This is a genomic window from Maricaulis sp. CAU 1757 (genome assembly GCF_054482675.1).
Window position 1 is genome coordinate 290,150 of record NZ_JBTLRI010000003.1, and the last position, 22,945, is coordinate 313,094.

Consider the following 22,945-nt stretch of genomic DNA (forward strand, 5'->3'; position numbering starts at 1 on the left):
ATTCTTGTGCAGGCCGGTCAGTCTCCGGGCACTGCCGGGCGCTGGGCCGCGCGGACCGGCGCATAGCTGCGGCGGTGGATGGCACACGGTCCCCTGGCGTGCAGGAAGCTCTTGTGAGCCGGGCAGGGATAGCCCTTGTGACCGTCGAACCCGTAACCCGGAAAGCGCGACGAGGCGTCCTGCATCAGCCCGTCGCGCACCGTTTTGGCGATGATGGACGCCGCGGCAATGGCGGGTATGCGGGCATCGCCCTTGATCAGGGCCTCGGCCGGGCAGGGCAGGTCCGGCGGGAGGCGATTGCCGTCGACCAGGATATGCGCCGGCGGACGCGGCAGCCGGGCCACGGCCCGCGCCATCGCTGCCATGGTGGCGTGCAGGATGTTGAGCCGGTCGATCTCGGTCGGTTCGGCAATGCCTACGCCGATCCAGGCCGAACGACGGATCTGGGCGGCCAGGGTTTCGCGGCGGGCTAGCCTCAGGGTCTTGGAATCCGCCAGTCCATCAATCGGTCGCTGCGGATCGAGAATGACGGCGGCCGCGACCACCGGCCCCGCCAGCGGGCCACGTCCGGCTTCATCGACGCCCGCCAGGTCCTTGATGGCATAAAATGCAGCATCGTTAAGGGGATGCTTGTTTTTCTCTGGAACTGTCGGCGGCAATTGGGTTTCCTCGGGGCGATCGTTTGTCTCATATATTCCACAGTTTGACCGGACAGCATGACGCGCGCCTGCTCGTCGTTGTTCTGCTCCTGTGCGCGCTCACCGCGTTGGCCTCCACGGCGACCGCCCGACGCGCCATGGATGCTCGCGGTCTGCGCCAGCTGGCCTGGCTCGGTACCGCGGCGATGGTCACCGGAACGGGGGTCTGGGGGACCCATTTCGTGGCCATGCTGGCCTACGAATCGACGGTTGAATTCACCTATAGCATCCCCGGCACGGTGTTATCCCTCCTGCTGGGCATCGGAGCTGCGCTTGGCGGTTGGGCCTACGCCGCGCGGGCCGGTCACCTCTATCGTGGCGCAGTCGGTGGCATGATCATCGGCGGCGGTATCGCGCTGATCCATTTCACCGGCATGGCCGCAATGCGATTTGCCGGACGGGTCGAGTGGGATGCCGGCATGCTCATCGCGGCTATTGTGCTCGGCGTGCAGTTTGCCGGCCTGGCCGGGCTGGCGATCGAACGCCTCAATTTCAAGCGCGGCTTGCTGGCCGGGTCGGCCATGCTTCTCCTCGCGGTGGTCAGCCTGCATTTCGTCGGCATGGGAGCGATGCAGATCGAGCCGGACAGCTCGGTGTTCAAGGGTGACGGCCTGTCGCCGCGCCTGCTTCTCATTGCCATCGCGCTCGGCGTCGTTCTGGTCACCGGCATAGGCCTTGGAGCGGCCGGCGTCGACGCCATGCTCGGCGCGCGTCGCGAGGCTGAACTCGAACGCTTCCGGGCCCTCGCCGACGCCACGTCCGAAGGACTTGCCGTGGTGCGCGACGGTGTGATGAGCGACATGAACTCGCGCTTTTGCGACATGCTCAAGCTGGGCCGCGAGGACCTCATCGGAATGCCGCTTTCCAAGCTGACCCTGCAGTCGAGCAGTCCTGACCAGTCCGTGCAGCTCGACGATTTCCAGCCATTGACCATGAAGCTGCGCTGCCGGGACGGCAGCGACATCACGGTCCAGGTGCGCTGCAAGGACATCGAGTATGACGGCCTGCCGGCGCAGGTCTTTGCCTTCCGCGACGTCTCTGTCGAGGAGCGGGCGCGCGCCCGCATCACCCATCTGGCCCATCATGACTCCCTGACCAGCCTGCCCAACCGCCTGCGCTTCCGCGAGAAGCTGGAGAGCGAGTTGGCGCGTGCCTGGCGTACCGATACGCTGGTCGGCGTCGCCTTCTTTGATTTGGACCGCTTCAAGGAAGTCAATGACGTGCACGGCCATGCCATTGGCGACGACTTGTTGCGCGAAGTGTCCGAACGCCTGATCAATGCCCTGCCGGAGGAGGCCTACGCCGCTCGACTGAGCGGTGACGAGTTCGCCGTCATCCTGCCCGACGTCGCAAGCCGCCAGAGCGCCGCCGTGACCGCCCAGCGCGTGGTTGATGCCATCGGTTCACCGGTGCGTCTCGGCTCGCTGGATCTCAAGGTTTCCGCGTCCGGCGGCCTGACCGTGTTCCCGCTCGATGGCGAGGATATCGACCGGCTGATGAACCAGGCCGACATGGCGCTCTACCGGGCCAAGGGACTGGGCCGCAACCGCCTGTCCGAATTCGACCCCAAGCTCGGTCTGTTGATGCAGGAACGGCGCATGCTCGAAGCCGACCTTGCCCTCGCCATCGAGGACGAGATGCTCGACCTGAACTTCCAGCCCCAGATCTGCCTGGGCTCGGGCGAGGTGGTCGGCTATGAAGCGCTCCTGCGCTGGCATCATCCCAAGCGCGGCCAGGTATCGCCGGGTGAGTTCGTCCAGGTGGCCGAAGAGACCGGCATGATCCTGAAGATGGGCGCCTGGGTGATCGCGGACGCCTGCCGCGAGGCGGTCAAATGGCCCGACGGTCAGCACGTCGCGATCAATGTCAGCCCGGCCCAGTTCAAGCAGGGCAATCTGGTGCGCACGGTCGAGGCGGCACTGGCCCGCTCCGGCCTGGACCCGTCGCAGCTCGAGATCGAGATCACCGAGGGGGTGCTGATCGATGACGAGGACCGGGCCCGCGAGGTCATGCACGGGCTGAAGCGTCTCGGCGTCGGCCTGTCGCTGGACGATTTCGGCACCGGTTATTCCTCGCTCGGCTATCTGCGCGCCTTCCCCTTCGACAAGATCAAGATCGACCGCTCCTTTGTCACCGGTATCCAGAATGATCCGGAAGCGCGCATTATCGTCGGCGCCACGATCGACCTGGCGCGCCAGCTCGATATCGCGGTCGTGGTGGAGGGCGTCGAGACCTTCGAGGAACTGGCGGCCCTCGGTGGCCACCCCGATCTCGTCATGCAGGGCTACCTGCTGTCGCGACCGGTGAGCCGCGGGGCGCTTGCGAGCTTCAGCCGCGACCATGCCGAGCTGTGCCGGCGGATCGCCGAGACGGCGAATGGCGAGGCTGGCGCCGATGACCCGGACTGGCGTCAACAGGCCTGAACCGCGCGATCGCCCATGATAGCGGCCGGGACCTGCCCAACCCGCATCGGTCCGCCGTCACGACTGTCACCACCGATCCAGGCGAACCCGCCCGAGATCCTAGAACAGGCTCGGCTGGACGGCGTTGCCGAACGGACGCTGGAACTGGCTGAAATCGGGTTCGGAGCGTGGCCGGTCCAGACCATACCGCTTCACGGCCTTGCGAAAGCGCTGCGCGATCAGCTGGGCGAGCGGACCGGTTCCGCGCCCGCGCACCGACCAGTTGGCGTCATAGTCCTGTCCGTTGCGCATCTGGCGCACCAGCGACATCACGCGCTCGGCGGCATCGGGCCGCGCCTCGGCCAGCCATTCGCGGAACAGGTCCTTGATCTCCAGTGGCAGGCGCAACAGGACGTAGGAGGCGTTGACCGCTCCGGCGGTCGCGGCGGCCTCAAGCAGGGGCTCGATCTCGTGATCGGTGAGGGCGGGGATGATCGGTGCCATCATCACCGTCACCGGAAGCCCGGCCTGGCTGAGCTGGTGCACGGTCTCCAGGCGCCGGTGCGGGGCCGCGGCGCGCGGTTCCAGGTCGCGGCTCAGCTTGCGGTCCAGGGTGGTCACTGAGACCGCCGCGCGGGCCAGGCCGCGCCGGGCCATCGGCCCGAGAATGTCGAGATCGCGCAAGACCAGGGCCGACTTGGTGATGAAGGAGACCGGGTGGTTGTAGCGCTGGAACACCTTGAGGATGGCGCGGGTCCGCTCGAGTCGTCGCTCGACCGGTTGCCAGGCATCGGTATTGGCCCCGATGATGATCGGCCGGGGCCGGTAACTGGGCCGGTTGAAATGCTGTTCGAGCAGCGCCGCCCCGTCCGGCTTGTTGAAGATCACGGTCTCGAAGTCGAGCCCGGGCGAGTAGCCCCAATAGGCATGGCTGGGCCGCGCATAGCAGTAGACGCAGCCATGCTCGCAGCCCCGGTAGGGGTTGATCGACTGGTCAAAGGAAATGTCCGGCGACTGGTTCGTCGAGACGATGGAGCGCGATGCATCTTTGAGCAGGGTCGTCGCCCGGCGCGGCAGGCGCGCATCCCCGTCACCCCAGCCATCATCCCAGCCATCGTCGAACACTTCGCGGGTCTGAGCCTCGAACCGGCCGGCCCGGTTTGACCGAGCGCCCCGGCCCTTGCTGCCGGACCCCGGGGCGATGGGGCGACCCGGCAAGGGGGCTTCCTGAGGGGCGATTTGGGCGTAGCCGCTGGGGCGCTCGGTCATGGGGAGATAATGACAGAAATGCGGAACAAAGCAAGAACAAAATTGCGTATGAGGAACCAGAAATCACCTCGTTCGTGTGAGAAAACGGGCACAAGTTCCAGTGGTTACTGGGTTTCCAGCTCGCGCAGCCGGGTCTGCAGAAGCTGCAGGTCCTGCCAGGCCAGCTTCTTGTCAGCCGGACGCTTCAGCAGGTGCAACGGGTGGTGGAGGGCAAGGGCGGCGGGCGGGTTGCCCGCGATCGCCGCGGCCTCGGTCGGATAATCAAGCCATTTGCCGCGCAGGCGCACGATGCCGTGGTCCTGGCCGAGCAGGCTTCGGGCCGCCAGTCCGCCGAGCAGAACGACGATCCGCGGCGCCTTGAGCGAGACATGACGCTGGGCGAAGGGCAGGCACTGGGCGATTTCCTCGGCCGTCGGGGCCCGGTTTCCGGGCGGTCGCCAGTTGAGCAGGTTGGTCGCGTAGAAATCATCGCGGCCCAGTCCGATGGCGGTCATCATGCGGTCCAGCAGCCGCCCCGCCTCGCCCTGGAAGGGGATGCCCTCGGCGTCATCCTCCTTGCCCGGAGCGTCGCCGATGACCATCACCGGGGCATCGCGGCGGCCGCGGGCAAACACGGTCGAGCGGGCAGTGCTGCGCAGCGGGCACCCATCGAAACCTTCGATAGCGGCCTTGAGCGCGTCCAGTGTTGTCGCCTGTTCAGCCAGGCTGGCAGCACTGGGGCCGGTCTGGCGCACCTCGCCGAAGCCGGCGGCCCGGGCCGCGGCGGCGGTGGCCGTGCGGCGGGCTTCGGTCGGGGCTGACGGGGCGCCGGAAGCCGTCGCAGAGGACCGTTCGGGGCGTGGTTTGGCCGGGCTCAGGGCCCGGCGCGGCCGCGTCACCGGCACGTCGAGCGCGACGCCCATATCGTCCCACCAGCCCAGCAGGGCCTTCATGGCATTTTCGTCGTGGTGGGAGAGAGTGGGTCCGGTCATGCCTTACGTGCACGTTAACGTAATAATTTTGCCCGACACGCCGTGACGCGCTAGATGAACGGATGATCCTAAGCTAAGACCGACAGCCTGCAAGCGCAGCTATGCTGTTGGACCGACTGAAGAGGAAGCTCGAGACATGACCGACGCCGCTATCGAACGCGAATCCATGGAATACGACGTCGTCATTGTCGGCGCGGGTCCGGCCGGCCTGTCCGCCGCCATCCGCCTCAAGCAGATGGCCGTCGAATCGGGATCGGAAATTTCCATCGCCGTGCTCGAGAAGGGCGCCGAGGTCGGGGCCCACATCCTGTCCGGCGCCGTGGTCGATCCGAAGGCGCTCAACGAGCTGTTTCCCGACTGGCAAAGCCGCGGCGCGCCGTTCAATGACCCGGTCACCAAGGACGTTTTCGAAGTGCTCGGCGAAGCCGGCTCGATGAGCCTGCCGACCTTCCTGTTCCCGCCGCTGATGAGCAATCACGGCTGCTATGTGGTGTCTCTCGGGAATGTCTGCCGCTGGCTGGGCGAGCAGGCCGAGGCGCTGGGCGTGGAAATCTATCCGGGCTTCCCGGCCGCCGACCTGATCCTGGAAGGCGATACGGTGAAGGGCGTGGTCACCGGCGATTTCGGACTGGCGCGGGATGGCGGCCACAAGGATGGCTACCAGCCGGGCATGGAACTGCGCGCCAAGTATACCCTGATCGGCGAGGGCGCCCGCGGTTCGCTGGGCAAGCGCCTGATCGAGAAATTCAATCTCTCCGAAGGCCGCGAGCCGCAGAAATTCGGCATCGGTCTGAAGGAATTGTGGCGCGTGAAGCCGGAAAACCACAAGCCCGGCAAGGTCAGCCACACCATGGGCTGGCCGCTCGACAATTCCACCGGCGGCGGCTCCTTCATCTATCACTGGGGCGACAATCTGGTGTCGATCGGCTTCGTCGTGCACCTCAACTACAAGAATCCCTTCATCTCGCCCTTTGAGGAATTCCAGCGTCTCAAGACGCACCCCTCCATTGCCTCCGTGCTGGAAGGCGGCGAGCGTCTGTCCTATGGCGCCCGGGCCATCACCGAGGGCGGCTTCCAGTCGGTGCCCAAGCTGACCTTCCCCGGGGGCGCGCTCATCGGCTGCACCGCCGGCTTCGTCAACGTGCCGCGCATCAAGGGCAGCCACAACGCCATGAAGACCGGCATGCTCGCCGCAGAAAGCCTGTTCAAGGCGCTGCAGGATGGCCGACAGCACGACGAGCCCGTGGCCTACCAGTCTGCCTACGAGAATTCCTGGGTCGCCAAAGACCTCAAGCGGGTCCGCAATGCCAAGCCGCTCTGGTCGAAGTTCGGCACCGTGCTCGGCATCGCCCTAGGCGGGATCGACATGTGGATGAACACGATTTTCGGGGGTTCGCCTTTTGGCACGCTCGGTCACGGCAAGACCGATGCGGAAAGCCTCGAGCCGGCTTCCAAGCACAAGAAGATCGACTATCCCAAGCCGGACGGCGTGCTCACTTTCGACAAGCTGTCCTCGGTGTTCATCTCCAACACCAATCACGAGGAAGACCAGCCGGTCCACCTCAAGGTCAAGGACATGGCCCTCCAGGAAGCCTCCGAGCTCGGCGATTTCGCCGGCCCGTCCGCGCGCTACTGCCCGGCCGGTGTGTATGAATGGCTGGCCGACGAGAAAACCGGCGCCATGACCTTCCAGGTCAACGCCCAGAACTGTGTCCACTGCAAGACCTGCGACATCAAGGACCCCAACCAGAACATCAACTGGACCACCCCGGAGGGCGGCGGCGGGCCGATGTATGCCAACATGTAGGCGAGCCGCAGCGGCAGGCTTGCGTCGATTGCCGGTGAGAGCGAGCATGGCGGCATGACCAGATTGTTCCGTGCGCTGCCGGTGCTGATGGCGGCAACCGCCCTGTCGTCCTGCTCGACCCTGACTCCCGAGCCGGACCCGTCGCCCTATGGAGCTTTCCTGGCGGCCCGCTATGCCGGCGTGAACCGGGATGCCGGGCGGGCCGCGGAATTCTATGCCGAAGCCCTGGCGCGGGCCCCCGGCGACGTCACCCTGACCGATCGCGCCTTCATCACGGCGGTTCTGGCGGGCGACCTGACACGGGCCGCCGATCTGGCGGCGGACACGGTCGCCGTCGGCGATCCGAGTCGGCTGGCCACTTTGTATCTCGCGGCTGACCAGCTGGCCGAGCGCCGCTATGGCGACGCCGAGACCCTGCTGGACGAGGCACCGCATTTCGGCGCCTTCAATCGCTTTCTGGCCGATTTTCTGTATCAATGGGCGCTTGTCGGGCAGGGACGTGTCGACGAGGCCCTGAGCGCGGCCGAAGCGATGTCGGCGCCGGGTTTCCTGGCGTCCCACCTCGGGCTCCACAAGGCATTGATGCTCGATCATGCCGGCCGCTTCGACGCAGCCGATGCGGCCTACCGGTCGGCGACCTATGCCAGCCCCTTCCAGCGCTTCTCGACCCTCTTGTATGGCGAGTTCCTCGAGCGCCGTGGACGCCGCGTTGATGCCGGCGAGTTGTACCGCGCCCATTTGCTGGACCATCCGGATGACGCACCTGTCCGTGCCGCGGCCGACAGAGTGGAGTCCGGTCGCCGAGCACCACCGCGACCGAGCCTCCCCGCGCTCGCCGCCCGGGCGCTCTTCGGACCAGCGGCGAGTCTCGTCGCCAGTGCCGAGATGGACCTCTCTGTCATCTATTTGCGCATGGCTCAGCGTCTGGACCCTGACCTGGCAGTGACCCGCATGTTGCTTGGCGAGACCTTGCAGCGCATCCGGCTGCCGGAAGCGGCCCTGGTCGAGTATGCGGCGGTCGAGGACGGCCCCTATCACCTGGCGGCCGAGATCGACCGCATCTGGCTGCTGGGACGGCTGTCCCGCCTCGAGGAAGGCACTCTGGCGGCCCGTCGGCTGGTGGCTGCAGAGGATGATCCCGAAGCGCGCCTCGTTCTCGCTGATTTCCTGAGGGTGCAGGGCCAGTGCGAGGAGGCGCGCCAGCTCTATCGCCAGGTCATCGCGACCCGGCAGGCAGCCGGTGTGCCTGTTGACTGGCGCGTGTATTACTTCCTCGCCGCTTGCCTGATTGATGCCGATGACTGGCCGGGTGCCGAGGCGGCGTATCTCGCCGCGCTCGAGGAGGCGCCGGACCAGGCGGTCCTGCTCAATGATCTCGGCTATCTGTGGATCGAGCGCGGCGAAAATCTCGACCGCGCCTTTGGCATGATCGCGCGGGCGGCCGAGCTCGACCCGGAAGACGGCAATTTCATCGACAGCCTGGGCTGGGCCCACTACCAGTTGGGAGATTACGACACGGCAGTGCTGGAGCTGGAGCGCGCCACCGAGCTCGACCCCGGCAATGTTGCTGCCAATCTGCACTTGGGTGACGCCTACTGGCAGGTCGGTCGACGGCTTGAGGCGGGCTTCCAGTGGCGCCGCGCCATGGACATGTCACCGCGCCCCGACCAGCTGGAGGCGCTGGAATATCGCCTCGCTCATGGTCGCCCACCCGCCGAGGCGGCGACCGCAGCCGGCGCCGAAGTCGAATTCCAGGCCGGAGCCCCGGCAATGGGTGACCCGCGTGGTTCCGCCACGGGTTCTGAACAGGCTGGCGAGCCGTGAGTACGGGCGAGATCCGGGTCCTGGCACCCGCCAAGGTCAATCTGACGCTGCGGGTCGGTCCGCCCCGGGACGACGGCTATCATCCCCTCGACAGCCTGGTCATGTTTGCCGACTGGGGCGACGAGGTGCGGGTGCGGTCCGGGCCGGGCCTGCTTCTGTCGATGTCCGGCGAAGCCAGCCGGGGGCTCGACGCCGGTGCATCCAACCTGGTGCTGTCTGCCGCGCGGGCCTTGCAGTCGGCGGCACGCCTCGAGGACGGCGCCATCATACATCTGCACAAGGACATCCCGGTTGCCGCCGGTCTTGGCGGCGGATCGAGCGATGCCGCCGCCACGCTGCGCGCCCTGAACAGGCTGTGGGGGCTCAACTGGCCGCTCGACCGGCTGGCCCAGCTCGGTCTCGAGCTCGGCGCCGACGTGCCGGCCTGCATTTACGCCCGCTCCCTGCGGATGCGCGGCATTGGCGAGTGGATTGAGGTCCTCGACGGGGTGCCCTCCTGGCCGGCCGTGATCGTCAATCCGGGTATCGCCATGCCGACCGGGCCCGTGTTCAAGACCTACGATGCCGGTGAGCCGCGCGCGCTGACCGATGGCGGCTGGGCGCGCGGTGGCCTGATCGACTGGCTGCACGCGGAAGGCAATGACCTGGAAGCGCCGGCGATTGCCCGGGAGCCGCGTATTGCTGACACGCTGGAATGGCTCAATGCCCAGGACGGTACCTGGCTGGTCCGCATGACCGGTTCGGGTGCGAGCTGTTTTGCCCTGTGTGACGATGCTCACAGCGCGGCCCGTATCGCCGCGGACTATCCGGGATTCGCCCGCGCCGTCGAGCTCGGCGCCGATCCGGCGCGAGGGCAGTCCTGATGGGGCTCGTCCTGTTCGCGCCGGTGTTTGCGCTGCTGATCGCGGCCCTGATCGCCCGCATGAGCCTGCAGGCGGGCGTGATCGACATGCCCAATGGCCGCTCCAGCCATGCGGCTCCGACACCGCGCGGGGGCGGGCTGGGCATTCTCGCCGGCTTCTTCGCCGGTCTCGCCATTCTGCCCCTGGCCGCCCCGGCGACCATGGCGGCGCTGGCCGGTGTGGTCGTGTGCAGCGCGCTCGCTGCCGGTCTCGGCCTGGTCGACGACCTGGTGACCTTGGGCGAGCGGGTGAAGCTGGTGGCCCTGCTGGTGCTCGGCCTGGCCCTGGCCGCCATGGCCGGGCCGGTCACCGATCTCGGTTTTGCCCTGCCCTGGAGTCTCGGCCTGGTCGGCTCGGCGCTTTGGGTTTTCACCTTCGCCAACACGGTCAATTTCATGGACGGTTCGGACGGGTTGATGGCCGCCGGCCTGGTGCCTGCCGCACTGGCCATGGCGGGGCTGGGCGAGGGCGCCACCGCCTGGGCATGCGTCGTGCTGGCCGCCGCACTAGCCGGGTTCGCCGTTTTCAACGCACCGGTCTGGCGCCCGCGCGGCATGGTGTTCTCGGGGGATGTCGGCTCGCTGGGGGCCGCCGTCGCCTTCGCCGGCCTCAGCCTGATCTGGGTGCGCCAGTCCCCCAGCGGCAGTGTCTACCTCGTCGCCCTTCTGGTCCTGCCGATGCTGGAGGACGCGCTGCTGACCCTGCTGGCGCGGCTGCGGGCCGGCGAGAATGTGCTGTCGGCGCACCGGTCGCACGCCTATCAGCTGCTGCTGCGCCTGGGCTGGAGCCACCGCCGGGTGGCAGCGCTGTGGCTGGGCATGAGCGTCGTCTGTGCCCTGCTGGCCTGGGCCGGACATCTCGGACCGATCGAGGTCAAGCTGGCCATGCTGGGATTGGGCGTGGTGGCCTTCGCCCTGTTCCACAACACGGTGCGCCAGCGCGCCCGGGCGGCCGGCATCGAGATTCGGCGCTAGGCGGGCTCAGTAGGCGCGTTCGACCACGAATTCGGCGAGGTCCTCCAGCGCGGCTCGCCATTTGTTGTCGGCGAACACGGACAGGGCGGAACGGGCGCGGTTGGCATGCTCGCGGGCGGCGTCAAGTGTCGCCTCGAGGGCGCCGTGGCGCTGCATGTGCGCCAGCGCTTCGGCGAAATCATCGCTGCGCTGGTCCTTGCGGCCGATCGTGCGGTCCCAGAATTCGGCTTCCTTGCCGCTGGCTTTCGCGATCGACAGGGCGACGGGCAGGGTGACCTTGCCCTCGCGGAAATCATCGCCGACCGACTTGCCGAGCTGGGCCGCCGCACCGCCGTAATCGAGCGCATCATCGACCAGCTGGAAGGCCAGGCCGAGCTCGCGCCCATAGGTGCGCAGGGCCTCTTCCTCGGCCTCCGGACGGTCACCGACAATGCCCGCGACCTGCGCTGCAGCGGCGAACAGCGCCGCCGTCTTGGCGTCGATGATCTGCATGTAGGTGTCGACGCTGACGCCGGTATCCTGCACCGCGGAGAGCTGGCGGACCTCGCCCTCAGCGATCGTCGAGGCCGCCTCGGACAGCACCCCGAGAGCCTTCATCGAGCCGGCTTCGACCATCAGCGAGAAGGAACGGGCGAACAGGAAATCTCCCACCAGCACGCTCGACGCATTGCCCCAGACCAGATTGGCCGCGACCTTGCCGCGGCGCATGCCGCTCTCGTCGACCACGTCGTCGTGCAGCAGGGTGGCGGTGTGGATGAACTCGACGGCGGCCGCCAGCCGCACCGGCGCTTCGCCACACTCGCCGAGCATGTTGGCAGCGGCGATGGTGATCATCGGCCGCACCCGCTTGCCACCGGCTTCGATCAGGTAGCGCGCCAGTTCGGGGATCAGGCTGACATGGCTGTCCAGGCGCTCGAGGATGAGCGCATCGACCCGCCGCATGTCGTCATAGGCCAGCGTGGCCAGATGCTCGGCCGCGTTCGGCGGAGTCTCGGCCGGGACAGCCAGGGCCGGTTCGACGTTCACGGTGCTGTCCACGCCAGCTGTCCTCTTGATGCCACACGATTGTGCGTGACAATAGAAATCCGAACCGCGCGCGGCAAGCGGCCGGCGCGGTGACGAAACAGCACAGGCCTGTGACCGCGCGATTGTCACAGGTCCGGGCACGGGCTCGCTTTGCGGGGGAGAGCGGAATGAAAGAAGTCATGCGCACGGCCGATCCGGTTCGTCTGTCCTTTGCCCGCGCGGTGCTGGACGAGGCCGGTATCGCCGCCTTCGTGCTCGATGAGGGCATGTCGTCCATGTATCCCGGCATGGCCGGCTTCTTCGATCACCGGCTGATGGTCGACGATGATGACTTCACCCGGGCCGCTCGTCTGCTCCAGGAAGCGCTCAACGAGATCAACGCGCAGGACTCCAGCCGTGACCACGACTGAGGACCGGCTGCTCGGCGGCTCGGTCCTGCTGCGTCAGTCCAAGGACGGCTACCGGGCCGGCATGGATGCCGTGCTGCTCGCGGCCGCGCTCGATGCGCGTCCGGCGGAGCATGTCGTCGAGTTCGGCTGCGGGCCCGGTGCGGTCATGCTGTGCGCGGCTCGACGCCTGCCGGGCACCCGGTTTACCGGGGTCGAACGCGATGTCGACGCGGCGGCATTGGCGCGGGACAATGTGGCGCTCAATGCATGCGCCGACCGGGTGAGTGTCCTCGACGCCGATATCGGCGACCTGCCGCCCATGCTCCGGGCCGACCAGGTCGTGTTCAACCCGCCATTCTTCGACGACCCGTCGCGCCTGAGGCCGCCGCGGCCGGAAAAGCAGGCGGCCTGGCTGGCCGGTGATGCGCCGCTGGCGGTCTGGGTCCGGGCCGCCGCGCGGGTTCTGCCCGGGCGCGGACGGCTCACCATGATCCACCGGGCCGACAAGCTCGATGACATCCTGTCGGCGCTGCGTCGCAGTTTCGGCAGTGTGGTGATCAAGCCGGTGGCGCCGCGCGCGGGAACGCCTGCCAAGCGGGTCCTGGTCACGGCTCGCATCGGCGGACGTGGCCCGTTGCAATTGCTGGCCCCGCTGCTGCTGCACGACGGCGACAGCCACAGCGCCGAGGCGCAAGCCCTGCTTCGGGGCGAGCGCCCCCTGAGCTGGAAGGACTGACCCTGGAAATGTGCGCCTAGCCGCGTGGCGCGCCGGCCTTGAGCCAGGCCACGGCGCTGGCTTCATCGCAAAAGGAGCGCAGGCGGGCCCCCTCGATATAGGCCTGCGTCTCGGCCAGCACCGGATTGGGGTCCTCCGGCTGGTCGCGGACAATGAAGGCGACCGGGATGGCCCGGCCGACAATGTCGTAGAACGCCTTCATCAGTTCCACCACAGTCGCCGCATCGGCGGCGACATCGGCCTTTCGCATGTCGGCAACCAGTTTGAGGTGGGGCACTTCACGGGCGTATTCGGCGATGCGGCGATGCGATTCCAGCCCGTCATGCGGCGTGATCATGCCAAAGGCCCTGGAGATCAGGATGCTGTCCTCGGCATTGAAGTCGTGGGTAATGGGCATGCTGCAGCAAGGCCTTCCGCCCGGCACATGATGACATCTGGAATTTAGGTTGCATCAAGAAACAGTCAACTGGTGCTCCCCTTTCTGGCGCCAGCGGCTTGCAGCCTTCGCCATGCCAAGGAGACCTGTTTTCGGCGCGCCGATAGGCTATCAACAGGGAATGCTTGCTACTGTTCTGCTCATCGTCCTCGCCGCCCTGATCTGGCTGATGTTCCGCGGCGCCAAGCGCAAGCGTCGCGACGCCACGGCTGAAGCGGCGCGGCGGGTCGTGGAGGCGCAGCTCGAGCGTGATGCTGCAATGCGGCAAGACGACGACTCGCGTGCTTGATCGCGCGCTGACATGTGCCTAGTGTCCGCGCGATTTCTCTTTGTGCTCAAATATCCCGGACCCAATCGCCATGGCTGCCGAGAAAGCGCCGTCCTTCCAGGACCTGATCCTTCGTTTGCAGGCCTACTGGGCCAGCCAGGGCTGCGCCATCCTGCAGCCCTATGATGTCGAGGTCGGGGCCGGCACGCTGCACCCGGCGACATCGCTGCGCTCGCTCGGTCCGCGTCCGTGGAAGGCCGCCTACGTCCAGCCCTCGCGCCGCCCCGGCGACGGCCGCTACGGCGAGAACCCCAACCGGCTCCAGCACTACTACCAGTTTCAGGTCCTCCTGAAGCCGTGCCCGGACAATCTCCAGGAGCTTTATCTGGGTTCCCTCGACGCCATCGGCATCGACCGCGACCTGCACGATGTGCGCTTCGTCGAGGATGACTGGGAAAACCCTACCGTCGGTGCCTGGGGGCTGGGCTGGGAAGTCTGGTGCGACGGCATGGAAGTCAGCCAGTTTACCTATTTCCAGCAGGTCGGCGGCCTCGACGTTGACCTGGTCTCTGGCGAGCTGACCTACGGCCTCGAGCGCCTGGCCATGTATGTCCAGGGCGTCGAGAACGTCTACGACCTCGACTTCAACGGCGCCGGCATGAGCTATGGCGACGTCTTCCTGGAACAGGAGAAACAGTTCTCGGAATTCAATTTCGAACACGCCGATGTCGACATGCTGATCGACTGGTTCAAGGGCGCGGAAAACCAGTGCAAGGCGCTGCTCGCCCTCGACAGGCCGCTGCCCCTGCCGGCCTATGATTTCTGCCTCAAGGCGTCGCACCTGTTCAACATGGTCGACGCCCGCGGCGCCATCTCGGTGGCCGAGCGCGCCAGCTGGATCGCCCGCGTCCGCGACCTCGCCAAGGGCTGCGCCGATGCCTGGGTCGCGTCCGAACGCGCGGCGCTGGGGGAGGCGGCGGAATGATGGCCTCTCGCACGCTGCAGGTCTTCCCCCTTGATGGGGGAGGTGGATCGCCGCGTCAGCGGCGAGACGGAGCGGGTGAATCCCGGTGCTGGACTTGTCTGGCACCGGGCTCCCATGCATTTGCGACTGTCATCCCGGATGGATGCCCGGCCTTGAGCCGGGCGGAAGTCCGGGACCCATACGCCCGGTTTCAGCCAGCTGAGCCGCAGGCGTATGCCACCCCGGGCACCGGGATGATGGGTCCCGGCCCTTCGCCCCGCCTTCGCGGGGCATGCGGCCGGGATGACACGAAAATTTTGACCGGGGGACACACCTCATGAAACTCCCCCTGCGCGGCGGCTGCCAGTGCGGCCAGGTCCGCTACGAGATCACCGAAAACCCGCTGACCCTCTACGCCTGCCATTGCGCCAATTGCCAGCTCCAGTCCTCCTCGGCCTTCGGCCTGTCCATGCTGGTGCCGCGGGACGGCTTCAGGATCCTCAAGGGCGGCATGGCCGTGTTCGAGATCGCCACCGACGGCAAGAAGACCAAGATGGGCCAGTTCTGCGGCCATTGCGGTACCCGTATTGCCAACGACACCGAGGGCAAACCCTCCCTGTCGGTCAAGGCGGGCACGCTGGATGCCCGCGAGGACCTGCGCCCGGTCGGACATATCTGGGTCAAGTCGGCCCAGAGCTGGATGATCTTCCATGCCGATGATCTGATCTATGCCGAGGCGCCGGATGACGGCTATTTCGCCCTGATGGAACGCTGGGCCAACCAGGAACACGCCGACTGATTCCGCCGGTCGCGCATAAGACGAGCACGAAGAGATCCCATGTCCGAATTCCTGTTTGAAATCTTCTGCGAGGAAATCCCGGCCCGCATGCAGCCGCGCGCCGAGCAGGATCTCGAGCGCCTGCTGGGCGACAAGCTCAAGGCCGTCGGCTTGGAATGGGATCACCTGAAGACCTTTGCCGGCCCGCGCCGCCTCGGTATGGTCATCGACGGCCTGCCGACAAAAACCGCGGACGTCCGCGAGGAACGCAAGGGGCCGCGCGTCGGCGCGCCGGACAAGGCCGTCGAGGGCTTCCTGCGCGGCGCCGGGCTGGACAGTCTGGACGCCTGCGAGCAGCGCGAGGACAAGAAGGGCGCCTTCTGGGTCGCCATCATCGAAAAGCCGGGCCGCGCCACCGCCGACGTGATCGCCGAGGCCATTCCGGAGGTCATCAGGGCCTTCCCCTGGCCAAAATCGATGAAGTTCGGCGAGGGCGACAGGCAGCAGCGCTGGGTGCGCCCGCTGCAGCGCCTGCTCTGCCTGTTCGATGGTGAAGTCGTCGATGTCGAGGTGTTCGGCATCAAGGCGTCCAACATCACCGAAGGCCACCGCCGGCACGGGCCCGGACCGTTCGAGGTGCGCGATTATGCCGACTACACGAAGACGCTGCGGACACAGGGCTTCGTTGTGGAGAGCCGCAAGGAGCGCGAGACGATCATCCTCGAGGGCGCCCGAGACGTCTGCAAACAGGCCGGCCTCGAACTGGTCGAGGATCAGGGCCTGCTGACCGAGGTCGCCGGCCTCGTCGAATGGCCGGTGCCGATCCTCGGCGACATGGACCCGACCTTCCTCGACCTGCCGCCGGAAGTGGTCACCCTGACCATGAAGACGCACCAGAAATACTTCGCCGTGAAGCGCCCGGGCGAACATGGTCTGGCGCCGCATTTCGTCGTCATCGCCAACCAGGCCGCGCCGGACGGCGGCAAGGCGATCGCCGCCGGCAATGCCCGCGTCCTCTCGGCGCGCCTGTCCGACGCTAGGCACTTCTGGGACAATGACCGCAAGACGCCGCTCAGTCAGATGGCGGGCGAGCTGTCCAAGATCACCTTCCACGAAAAGCTCGGCACGGTCGCCGACAAGGTTGACCGCGTCGCCGCCCTGGCCCGCGAGCTCGCCCCCGTCGTTGGCGCCGACCCCGACCTCGCCGAAAAGGCCGCCCGCCTCGCCAAGGCCGACCTGGTCTCCGAGATGGTCTACGAATTCCCCGAGCTGCAGGGCGCCATGGGCCGCTATTACGCGCTGGAACAGGGCGAGCCGGCTGAGGTCGCCGACGCCATCAAGGCCCACTACAAGCCGCAGGGCCCGTCCGACGAGGTGCCGACCGAGCCGGTCTCGGCGGCGGTGGCGCTGGCGGACAAGATCGACACGCTGGTCGGCTTCTGGGCCATCGACGAGAAGCCGACCGGGTCAAAAGACCCATTTGCCCTTCGCCGCGCCGCGCTGGGGGTGATCCGGATTTTGCTAGACGGTGGGCTACGCTTGCCCCTGAAGGAGCGGGCTGAGGCCGACCTCCTCGCCTTCTTCGCCGACCGCCTGAAGGTCCACCTCCGCGACGAAGGCATCCGCCACGACGTGATCGACGCGGTGTTCGCGCTCGGCGATGACGACCTCGTGCGTGTGACCGCCAAGGCCCGCGCCCTGCAGGCCTTTCTCGACACCGAGGACGGTGCCGCCCTGCTGGCCGGCTATAACCGCGCCTCCAACATCGTGCGCGCCGAGGAAAAGAAGGACGGGGAGGGGGCCTTCGACGGCGAGCCTGGTACCGCCTATCTCGCCAGCCCGCCGCAGGACGAGGAACGCGCCCTCATCATCGCCATGAACACGGCCCGGCACGCGGCCGAGCAGGCGCTGGTCGGCGAGGATTTCGAAGCCGCCATGACAGCCCTGGCCGCCCTGCGCGCCCCGATCGACGCGTTTTTCGAGCAGGTCACGGTGAATGCCGACGACCCCGCCTTGCGTCGCAACCGACTTTTCCTATTGTCCGGCATTCGCACGGCGCTTCGTGCCGTCGCCGATTTCGACCGCATTTCTGGTTAGGGACCTATCCGATGACCGAGACCAAGTGGGTTTACGCCTTCGAAGCCGCCGACAGTGAGGGCGACAGCTCCATGCGCAACCTGCTCGGGGGCAAGGGTGCCAATCTGGCCGAGATGGCCAAGCTGGGCCTGCCGGTGCCGCCGGGCTTCACCCTGACCACCGCCGTGTGCAACGCCTATTACGACAATGGCAAGCAGTATCCGGACGGGCTCAAGGAGCAGGTCGAGGCCGCCCTGGCCAAGCTGGAGACGGCGTCTGGCAAGCGCTTCGGCGATGCGGAAAACCCGCTCCTCGTTTCGGTCCGCTCGGGTGCCCGCGCCTCGATGCCGGGGATGATGGACACGGTGCTCAATCTCGGCCTCAACGACGAGACCGCCGAGGGCCTGGCCCGGCTGTCCGGCGACCGGCGCTTTGCCTATGACAGCTATCGCCGCTTCATCCAGATGTATTCCGACGTCGTGCTCGACATCGACCACTCGATCTTCGAGGACATCCTGGACGCCTTCAAGGACGACAATGACTACCAGCTCGACACCGAGCTTTCGGCCGAGGACTGGGAGCAGATCACCGCCGAATACAAGCAGGCCGCTTCGCAGGCCCTGGGGCGTCCTTTCCCGACCGATCCGCGCGAACAGCTGTGGGGCGCCATCGGCGCCGTGTTCGCCAGCTGGATGAACAATCGCGCCAAGACCTATCGCCGCCTGCACGACATCCCGGCCAGCTGGGGCACCGCGGTCAACATCCAGGCCATGGTGTTCGGTAACATGGGCGAGACCTCGGCCACCGGCGTCGCCTTCACGCGTGACCCGTCGACCGGCGAGAGCGGCTATTACGGCGAATTCCTGGTCAATGCCCAGGGCGAGGACGTGGTCGCCGGCATCCGCACCCCGCAATGCCTGACCGAGGCCATGCGGACAAAGATGGGCGACCCGTCGCCGTCGATGGAAGCGGCCCTGCCGGACAGCTACAGGGAGCTGGCGGCGGTGTTCGACAAGCTCGAGCGCCACTACCGCGACATGCAGGACATCGAGTTCACCGTCGAGCGCGGCCGCCTGTGGATGCTGCAGACCCGCAACGGCAAGCGCACCGCCAAGGCGGCGCTGAAGATCGCCGTCGACATGGCCGATGAGGGCCTGATCAGCACCGACGAGGCGGTGATGCGCGTCGACCCGGCCCAGCTCGACCAGCTCTTGCACCCGACCCTCGACCCGGACGCCGAGCGCGACATCCTGGCCACCGGCCTGCCGGCCTCGCCCGGCGCCGCCTGCGGCAAGGTGGTGTTCGACAGCGACGAGGCCGAGGAACGGCGCAAGAGCGGCGAGAAGGTCATCCTGGTTCGCATCGAGACCTCGCCGGAAGACATTCACGGCATGCACGCGGCGGAAGGTATCGTCACCGCCCGCGGCGGCATGACCTCGCACGCTGCCGTGGTGGCGCGCGGCATGGGCCGGCCCTGCGTGTCCGGCGTCGGCGCCATCAAGATCGACTATGCCAACAAGCAGTTCGTGGTCGGCCGCCGCACCGTCAAGGATGGCGACACCATCACCATTGACGGGGCCACCGGCCAGGTGCTGATGGGCGAGGCGGACATGATCAAGCCGGAACTGACCGGCGATTTCGGCAAGCTCATGGTGTGGGCCGACAAGGGCCGGCGCATGAAGGTGCGCACCAATGCGGAAACCCCCGCCGACTGCCAGACTGCCGTCGATTTCGGTGCCGAGGGCATCGGCCTGTGCCGCACCGAGCACATGTTCTTTGACGCCGACCGCATCGCCGCCGTGCGCGAGATGATCCTGTCCAATGATCAGGACGGCCGGGTCACCGCGCTCGACAAGATCCTGCCCATGCAGCGCGACGACTTTGCCCATATCTTCCGCATCATGGGCGAGCGGCCCTGCACCATCCGCCTGCTCGACCCGCCGCTGCACGAATTCCTGCCGCACAATGAGGACGATGTCCGCGATGTCGCTTCGGCGACCGGACTGCCGGCTGACCAGCTCATGGCGCGCGCCCAGGAACTGGCCGAGACCAACCCGATGCTCGGCCATCGCGGCTGCCGTCTCGGCATCACCTTCCCGGAGATCTACGAGATGCAGGCCCGGGCCATCTTCGAGGCCCAGGTCATCGTGCACAAGGAAACCGGCTTCCAGCCGCTGGCCGAAGTGATGATCCCGCTGGTCGCCAGCCCGGCCGAGCTGGCCATTCTCAAGGCCCGCGTCGCCGGTGTCGCCAAGGCCGTGGCCGAGGAGAGCGGCACCAAGCCGGTCTACCTCATCGGCACCATGATCGAGCTGCCCCGCGCCGCCCTGCTGGCCGGCCAGATCGCCCGCGATGCCGAATTCTTCTCCTTCGGCACCAATGACCTGACCCAGACAACTTTCGGCCTGTCCCGCGATGATGCAGGCAAGTTCCTCGGTGACTATCTCGAAGCGGGAATCCTTGAGAAGGATCCCTTCGTGACCCTCGACAAGGAAGGCGTCGGGGACCTCGTCCGCATCGCCGCCGAACGCGGCCGGGCCACCCGCAGCGATCTCAAGCTGGGGATCTGCGGCGAGCATGGTGGCGATCCGGCGTCCATTGATTTCTGTGAGGAAACCGGTCTCGACTACGTCTCGTGCTCGCCCTTCCGGGTGCCGATCGCGCGCCTGGCCGCCGCTCAGGCCCGCCTGCGCCGCACGCTCTAGCACGCGACCGACACGCCTGAGACGCGAATCTGGCCCGGCAATTGCACTCCTTGCCGGGCCAGTCTCTGTCTGTAATCCCGTCCCGGCTTGACCCGGGCCCGGGCCTCACATAGAGAGGCGCGCTAATTTTTGATGAGGCCGTCTTCGGGCGGATCATGCTAATCAGGTGACAGGCAGAGTGATTCACCCCACTCGCTTTTTCGGATGGACCGGATGAATTTGGACGAGGCCAAAAGCCAGCAAAAGCAGGTCGCGACCGCGCTGCAAATGTTGGCGACTCTTGTCCTGTGCGCCCTGACCATTCTGGCGCTCAACCTAGCATCCCAGCGCGCTCGCGAGCAGGATGAGACGCTCGAATGGAGCCGCCTCGCCAGCCGCTATCTCGGACAGATGGAAGCCGAATCCGCCGGTGCCGAGCTCCCCGACCAGATCGCCATTGCGTCGATCCGACTGGAAGCCGACCGCGAAGTGGGCGCCGTTGTGACGGCCCGTCCGCTCGACGACCTTCGCACCTTTGACAATTCCCACTTCGAGACAGCGGAAGGTCTCAATTCCGAAGTCGACTGCCTGGCCCGCGCCATCTATTACGAAGCGCGTTCGGAAAGCATTGTCGGCCAGCTCGCCGTGGCCCAGGTGATCATGAACCGGGTGCGGCATGGCGCCTATCCCGACAGCATTTGCGGCGTTGTCTATGAAGGCTCCCACCGCACCACCGGCTGCCAGTTCTCCTTTACCTGCGACGGCTCCGCCGAGCGCCGTCCGCGTGGCCGCTCCTGGGAGCGCTCGCGCCAGATCGCCGAGCACGCCTTCATGGGCTTCGGTCGCGACGTCACCCGCCGCGCCACGCACTACCACACGGTGGCCGTCGACCCGGTCTGGAACAGCGGCCTGGTCCGGACGCGACGCATCGGTACCCACATCTTCTACCGCTTTCCGACACGCCGCGAGCGCGACGCCGGCGTGGTTCGCCAGCGCGACGCCTGATCCGCTCCCGGTCGGACATCCGGTGGCGTCATGGATAATCCCTGTTAAGGATATTCCGGCATGGTCGGAGTGTCGGGCTTCCGCCCGTGCATGACCCGGAGACTTCATGACCGATCCTTCCCTCGGGCAAGCGGCTGACCGCATCTGGCTGTGTATGGCAGACAGCAACCGGACGCGCGTCCTGTCACGGGCGCTGGCCAAGGGCATGGGCATGACGGTCTATATGGGCCCGACCATGGATGATGAGGGCCCGGTGGCGCTGGTCCTGGCCGATGACAGGCACAAGGCGCGCATCGCCGATGCCCGCGCCAATGCTGCCGAAAACCAGAAATCCATCCTGGTGACCGCCGGTGCCCAACGTTCCGGTGCCGATATCGTCCTCAATCACGACATTGATGCGGGCACGCTGGCCAATGCGGTCGAGGGCGTGCGCGCCCTGCGTCGCTACGAGATGGCAATCCCCGCCTCGCAGGATGTCGGCAATGGTGCGCTGAAGACCCTGAGCGATGCCGAGTTTTCCCTTCGCACCTTGGCCGAGGCGAGCGACATCGCCATGTTTCTGGGGCGCTCCTGCCCGCAGCCGGCGGCGATCACGGTCGGTCTCTACGTGCTGCTGGCCAATTCCATCGAGCACGGCAATCTGCAGTTCGACGCCACGGAAAAGGCCAAGGGGCTGGCCGAGGGCAACTGGTCGCGCAAGCTGGCCAAGCGCATGGACGAGCCCGATTTCATCCAGCGCCGGGTCAAGCTGCGGTTCCGCCGCGGCGGCCGGCTGATCTCCTTCATCATCCAGGATGACGGCGAGGGCATTGATGCGGAAACCGCGGAAATGGCCAACCCGGCCGGGGCTGGATATCGCGGCAAGGGCATCAAGATGGCCCGCGCCCTCGGGTTTTCGCAGGTCTCCTGGCTGGGCATCGGCAATACTGTCGAGGCCAGTGTCGTCTTGCCCGACGCGAATGCGGCGGCCGAACAGGCCCCCGCGATGGCGCGCCGCGCCTGAGGCGCAGCGCCCTGTATTCGCCCGCCTTCGGCAAATGAAGGCCACATGAATACGGCGATCAGGAACGGCTCATACGATATTTCCTAGAACCTGTTTCACGGTCTTGATGCATCGGGCGTCGACCTTGCAAACAGGAGTTCACAGGATGAATACTCGTTTCTTCATCGCAGGCGCCCTCGCGGCGATTTCAGTCCTCGGCACGGTCGGTGCCGCGGATGCCCAGAACCGCAACCGCGTCAGCGTGGCTCAGCACGGCTATGAAAACCAGCTGGCGGGGCGCCAGATCGGCCACCGTCATCGCATGGTTGTCGAGCAGCGCGGTGACCTGCAGGTCGTGCAGGTGATCCAGGACGGTGCGCGCAACGGCACCACGGTGGCACAGCAGGGCCGGTACAACGACGCCTATGTCGATCAGTACGGCCGTCGCAATGACGCCGTCATCGGCCAGCGCGGCTACAACAATGTCGGTACCGCCGTGCAGACGGGCAACCGCAACATTTCCGGCATCGCCCAGATGGGTCGCAACAATACGGCCCTGACCTCGCAGATCGGTTCGGACAACGCGGTCGGCGTGATCCAGGTCGGCAATGGCCAGAACGCCAATGTCAGCCAGACCGGCAAGGGCAATGTCTCCTTGATCATCCAGGGCAGCCACTAACAGCCTGCGGCATGGCCGGGGCCAAGTCCCGGCCTGACCGGCGTCCGCGAACCGGCCGGGCCTGCCTTGCGGCAG

General features: G+C 66.7%; 20 protein-coding genes. 15 read left to right on the forward strand and 5 right to left on the reverse strand.

Annotated features, from left to right (window positions below; all coding sequences use genetic code 11):
- Nucleotides 1-17: 17 nt before the first annotated feature.
- Complete coding sequence (locus tag ACXYMR_RS10430) at nucleotides 18-659, reverse strand: ribonuclease HII (RefSeq protein WP_458942802.1); 642 nt, start codon at nucleotides 657-659, stop codon at nucleotides 18-20.
- A gap of 23 nt (nucleotides 660-682) precedes the next feature.
- Here ACXYMR_RS10430 and ACXYMR_RS10435 point away from each other — a divergent pair, with 23 nt between their 5' ends.
- Complete coding sequence (locus ACXYMR_RS10435) at nucleotides 683-3,121, forward strand: bifunctional diguanylate cyclase/phosphodiesterase (protein WP_458942803.1); 2,439 nt, start codon at nucleotides 683-685, stop codon at nucleotides 3,119-3,121.
- 99 nt (nucleotides 3,122-3,220) lie between these two features.
- Here the strand turns inward: ACXYMR_RS10435 and ACXYMR_RS10440 are convergent, their stop codons facing one another.
- Complete coding sequence (locus ACXYMR_RS10440) at nucleotides 3,221-4,369, reverse strand: PA0069 family radical SAM protein (protein ID WP_458942804.1); 1,149 nt, start codon at nucleotides 4,367-4,369, stop codon at nucleotides 3,221-3,223.
- 104 nt (nucleotides 4,370-4,473) lie between these two features.
- Nucleotides 4,474-5,301 (reverse strand): uracil-DNA glycosylase, encoded by an 828-nt coding sequence (locus ACXYMR_RS10445; protein WP_458942805.1) that lies wholly within the window; start codon nucleotides 5,299-5,301, stop codon nucleotides 4,474-4,476.
- 175 nt (nucleotides 5,302-5,476) lie between these two features.
- Between ACXYMR_RS10445 and ACXYMR_RS10450 the strand changes: the two genes are divergently transcribed.
- From ACXYMR_RS10450 to ACXYMR_RS10465, 4 genes are read left to right on the forward strand one after another with little or no spacing between them, the layout of a single operon-like run.
- Nucleotides 5,477-7,147: an electron transfer flavoprotein-ubiquinone oxidoreductase gene (locus tag ACXYMR_RS10450; protein ID WP_458942806.1), complete on the forward strand. Its 1,671-nt coding sequence runs from the start codon at nucleotides 5,477-5,479 to the stop codon at nucleotides 7,145-7,147.
- Nucleotides 7,148-7,201: 54 nt separating this feature from the next.
- Nucleotides 7,202-8,971: a tetratricopeptide repeat protein gene (locus tag ACXYMR_RS10455; RefSeq protein WP_458942807.1), complete on the forward strand. Its 1,770-nt coding sequence runs from the start codon at nucleotides 7,202-7,204 to the stop codon at nucleotides 8,969-8,971.
- Nucleotides 8,968-9,834: a 4-(cytidine 5'-diphospho)-2-C-methyl-D-erythritol kinase gene (locus ACXYMR_RS10460; protein WP_458942808.1), complete on the forward strand. Its 867-nt coding sequence runs from the start codon at nucleotides 8,968-8,970 to the stop codon at nucleotides 9,832-9,834. Before ACXYMR_RS10455 ends, ACXYMR_RS10460 begins: the two co-directional genes overlap by 4 nt.
- Complete coding sequence (locus ACXYMR_RS10465; protein WP_458942809.1) at nucleotides 9,834-10,847, forward strand: MraY family glycosyltransferase; 1,014 nt, start codon at nucleotides 9,834-9,836, stop codon at nucleotides 10,845-10,847. Before ACXYMR_RS10460 ends, ACXYMR_RS10465 begins: the two co-directional genes overlap by 1 nt.
- 6 nt (nucleotides 10,848-10,853) lie before the next feature.
- On the opposite strand, the gene ACXYMR_RS10470 is transcribed toward ACXYMR_RS10465, so the two are convergent.
- Complete coding sequence (locus ACXYMR_RS10470) at nucleotides 10,854-11,789, reverse strand: polyprenyl synthetase family protein (protein ID WP_458942910.1); 936 nt, start codon at nucleotides 11,787-11,789, stop codon at nucleotides 10,854-10,856.
- Between the two features lie 251 nt (nucleotides 11,790-12,040).
- Between ACXYMR_RS10470 and ACXYMR_RS10475 the strand changes: the two genes are divergently transcribed.
- Nucleotides 12,041-12,283, forward strand: a complete 243-nt coding sequence (locus ACXYMR_RS10475; protein ID WP_458942810.1) for a putative signal transducing protein — start codon at nucleotides 12,041-12,043, stop codon at nucleotides 12,281-12,283.
- Nucleotides 12,270-12,998 carry a tRNA1(Val) (adenine(37)-N6)-methyltransferase gene (locus ACXYMR_RS10480; protein WP_458942811.1) on the forward strand — a complete coding sequence of 243 codons (729 nt, stop codon included), beginning with the start codon at nucleotides 12,270-12,272 and terminating at the stop codon, nucleotides 12,996-12,998. Before ACXYMR_RS10475 ends, ACXYMR_RS10480 begins: the two co-directional genes overlap by 14 nt.
- 16 nt (nucleotides 12,999-13,014) lie before the next feature.
- On the opposite strand, the gene ACXYMR_RS10485 is transcribed toward ACXYMR_RS10480, so the two are convergent.
- A complete protein-coding gene (locus tag ACXYMR_RS10485) occupies nucleotides 13,015-13,395 on the reverse strand; it encodes a hypothetical protein (protein WP_458942812.1) in 381 nt (126 codons plus the stop codon).
- 160 nt (nucleotides 13,396-13,555) lie between these two features.
- On the opposite strand from ACXYMR_RS10485, the gene ACXYMR_RS10490 reads away from it, so the two are divergent.
- The 8 genes from ACXYMR_RS10490 (at nucleotide 13,556) to ACXYMR_RS10525 (ending at nucleotide 22,870) form a co-directional block, all read left to right on the forward strand.
- Nucleotides 13,556-13,723 (forward strand): hypothetical protein, encoded by a 168-nt coding sequence (locus ACXYMR_RS10490; RefSeq protein WP_458942813.1) that lies wholly within the window; start codon nucleotides 13,556-13,558, stop codon nucleotides 13,721-13,723.
- 70 nt (nucleotides 13,724-13,793) lie between these two features.
- Nucleotides 13,794-14,687: a glycine--tRNA ligase subunit alpha gene (locus ACXYMR_RS10495; RefSeq protein ID WP_458942814.1), complete on the forward strand. Its 894-nt coding sequence runs from the start codon at nucleotides 13,794-13,796 to the stop codon at nucleotides 14,685-14,687.
- A 316-nt stretch (nucleotides 14,688-15,003) separates the two neighbouring features.
- Nucleotides 15,004-15,465, forward strand: a complete 462-nt coding sequence (locus ACXYMR_RS10500) for a GFA family protein (protein ID WP_458942815.1) — start codon at nucleotides 15,004-15,006, stop codon at nucleotides 15,463-15,465.
- Between the two features lie 39 nt (nucleotides 15,466-15,504).
- Nucleotides 15,505-17,541 (forward strand): glycine--tRNA ligase subunit beta, encoded by a 2,037-nt coding sequence (gene glyS / locus ACXYMR_RS10505; protein ID WP_458942816.1) that lies wholly within the window; start codon nucleotides 15,505-15,507, stop codon nucleotides 17,539-17,541.
- An 11-nt stretch (nucleotides 17,542-17,552) separates the two neighbouring features.
- A complete protein-coding gene (gene ppdK / locus ACXYMR_RS10510) occupies nucleotides 17,553-20,225 on the forward strand; it encodes a pyruvate, phosphate dikinase (RefSeq protein WP_458942817.1) in 2,673 nt (890 codons plus the stop codon).
- A gap of 213 nt (nucleotides 20,226-20,438) precedes the next feature.
- Entirely contained in the window at nucleotides 20,439-21,209 is a 771-nt protein-coding gene (locus ACXYMR_RS10515; RefSeq protein ID WP_458942818.1) for a cell wall hydrolase, read from the forward strand.
- A 106-nt stretch (nucleotides 21,210-21,315) separates the two neighbouring features.
- Nucleotides 21,316-22,212: a hypothetical protein gene (locus ACXYMR_RS10520; protein WP_458942819.1), complete on the forward strand. Its 897-nt coding sequence runs from the start codon at nucleotides 21,316-21,318 to the stop codon at nucleotides 22,210-22,212.
- 145 nt (nucleotides 22,213-22,357) lie between these two features.
- On the forward strand, nucleotides 22,358-22,870 hold the full coding sequence (locus ACXYMR_RS10525) for a curlin-associated protein (RefSeq protein ID WP_458942820.1): 513 nt from the start codon (nucleotides 22,358-22,360) through the stop codon (nucleotides 22,868-22,870).
- Nucleotides 22,871-22,945 lie beyond the last annotated feature (75 nt).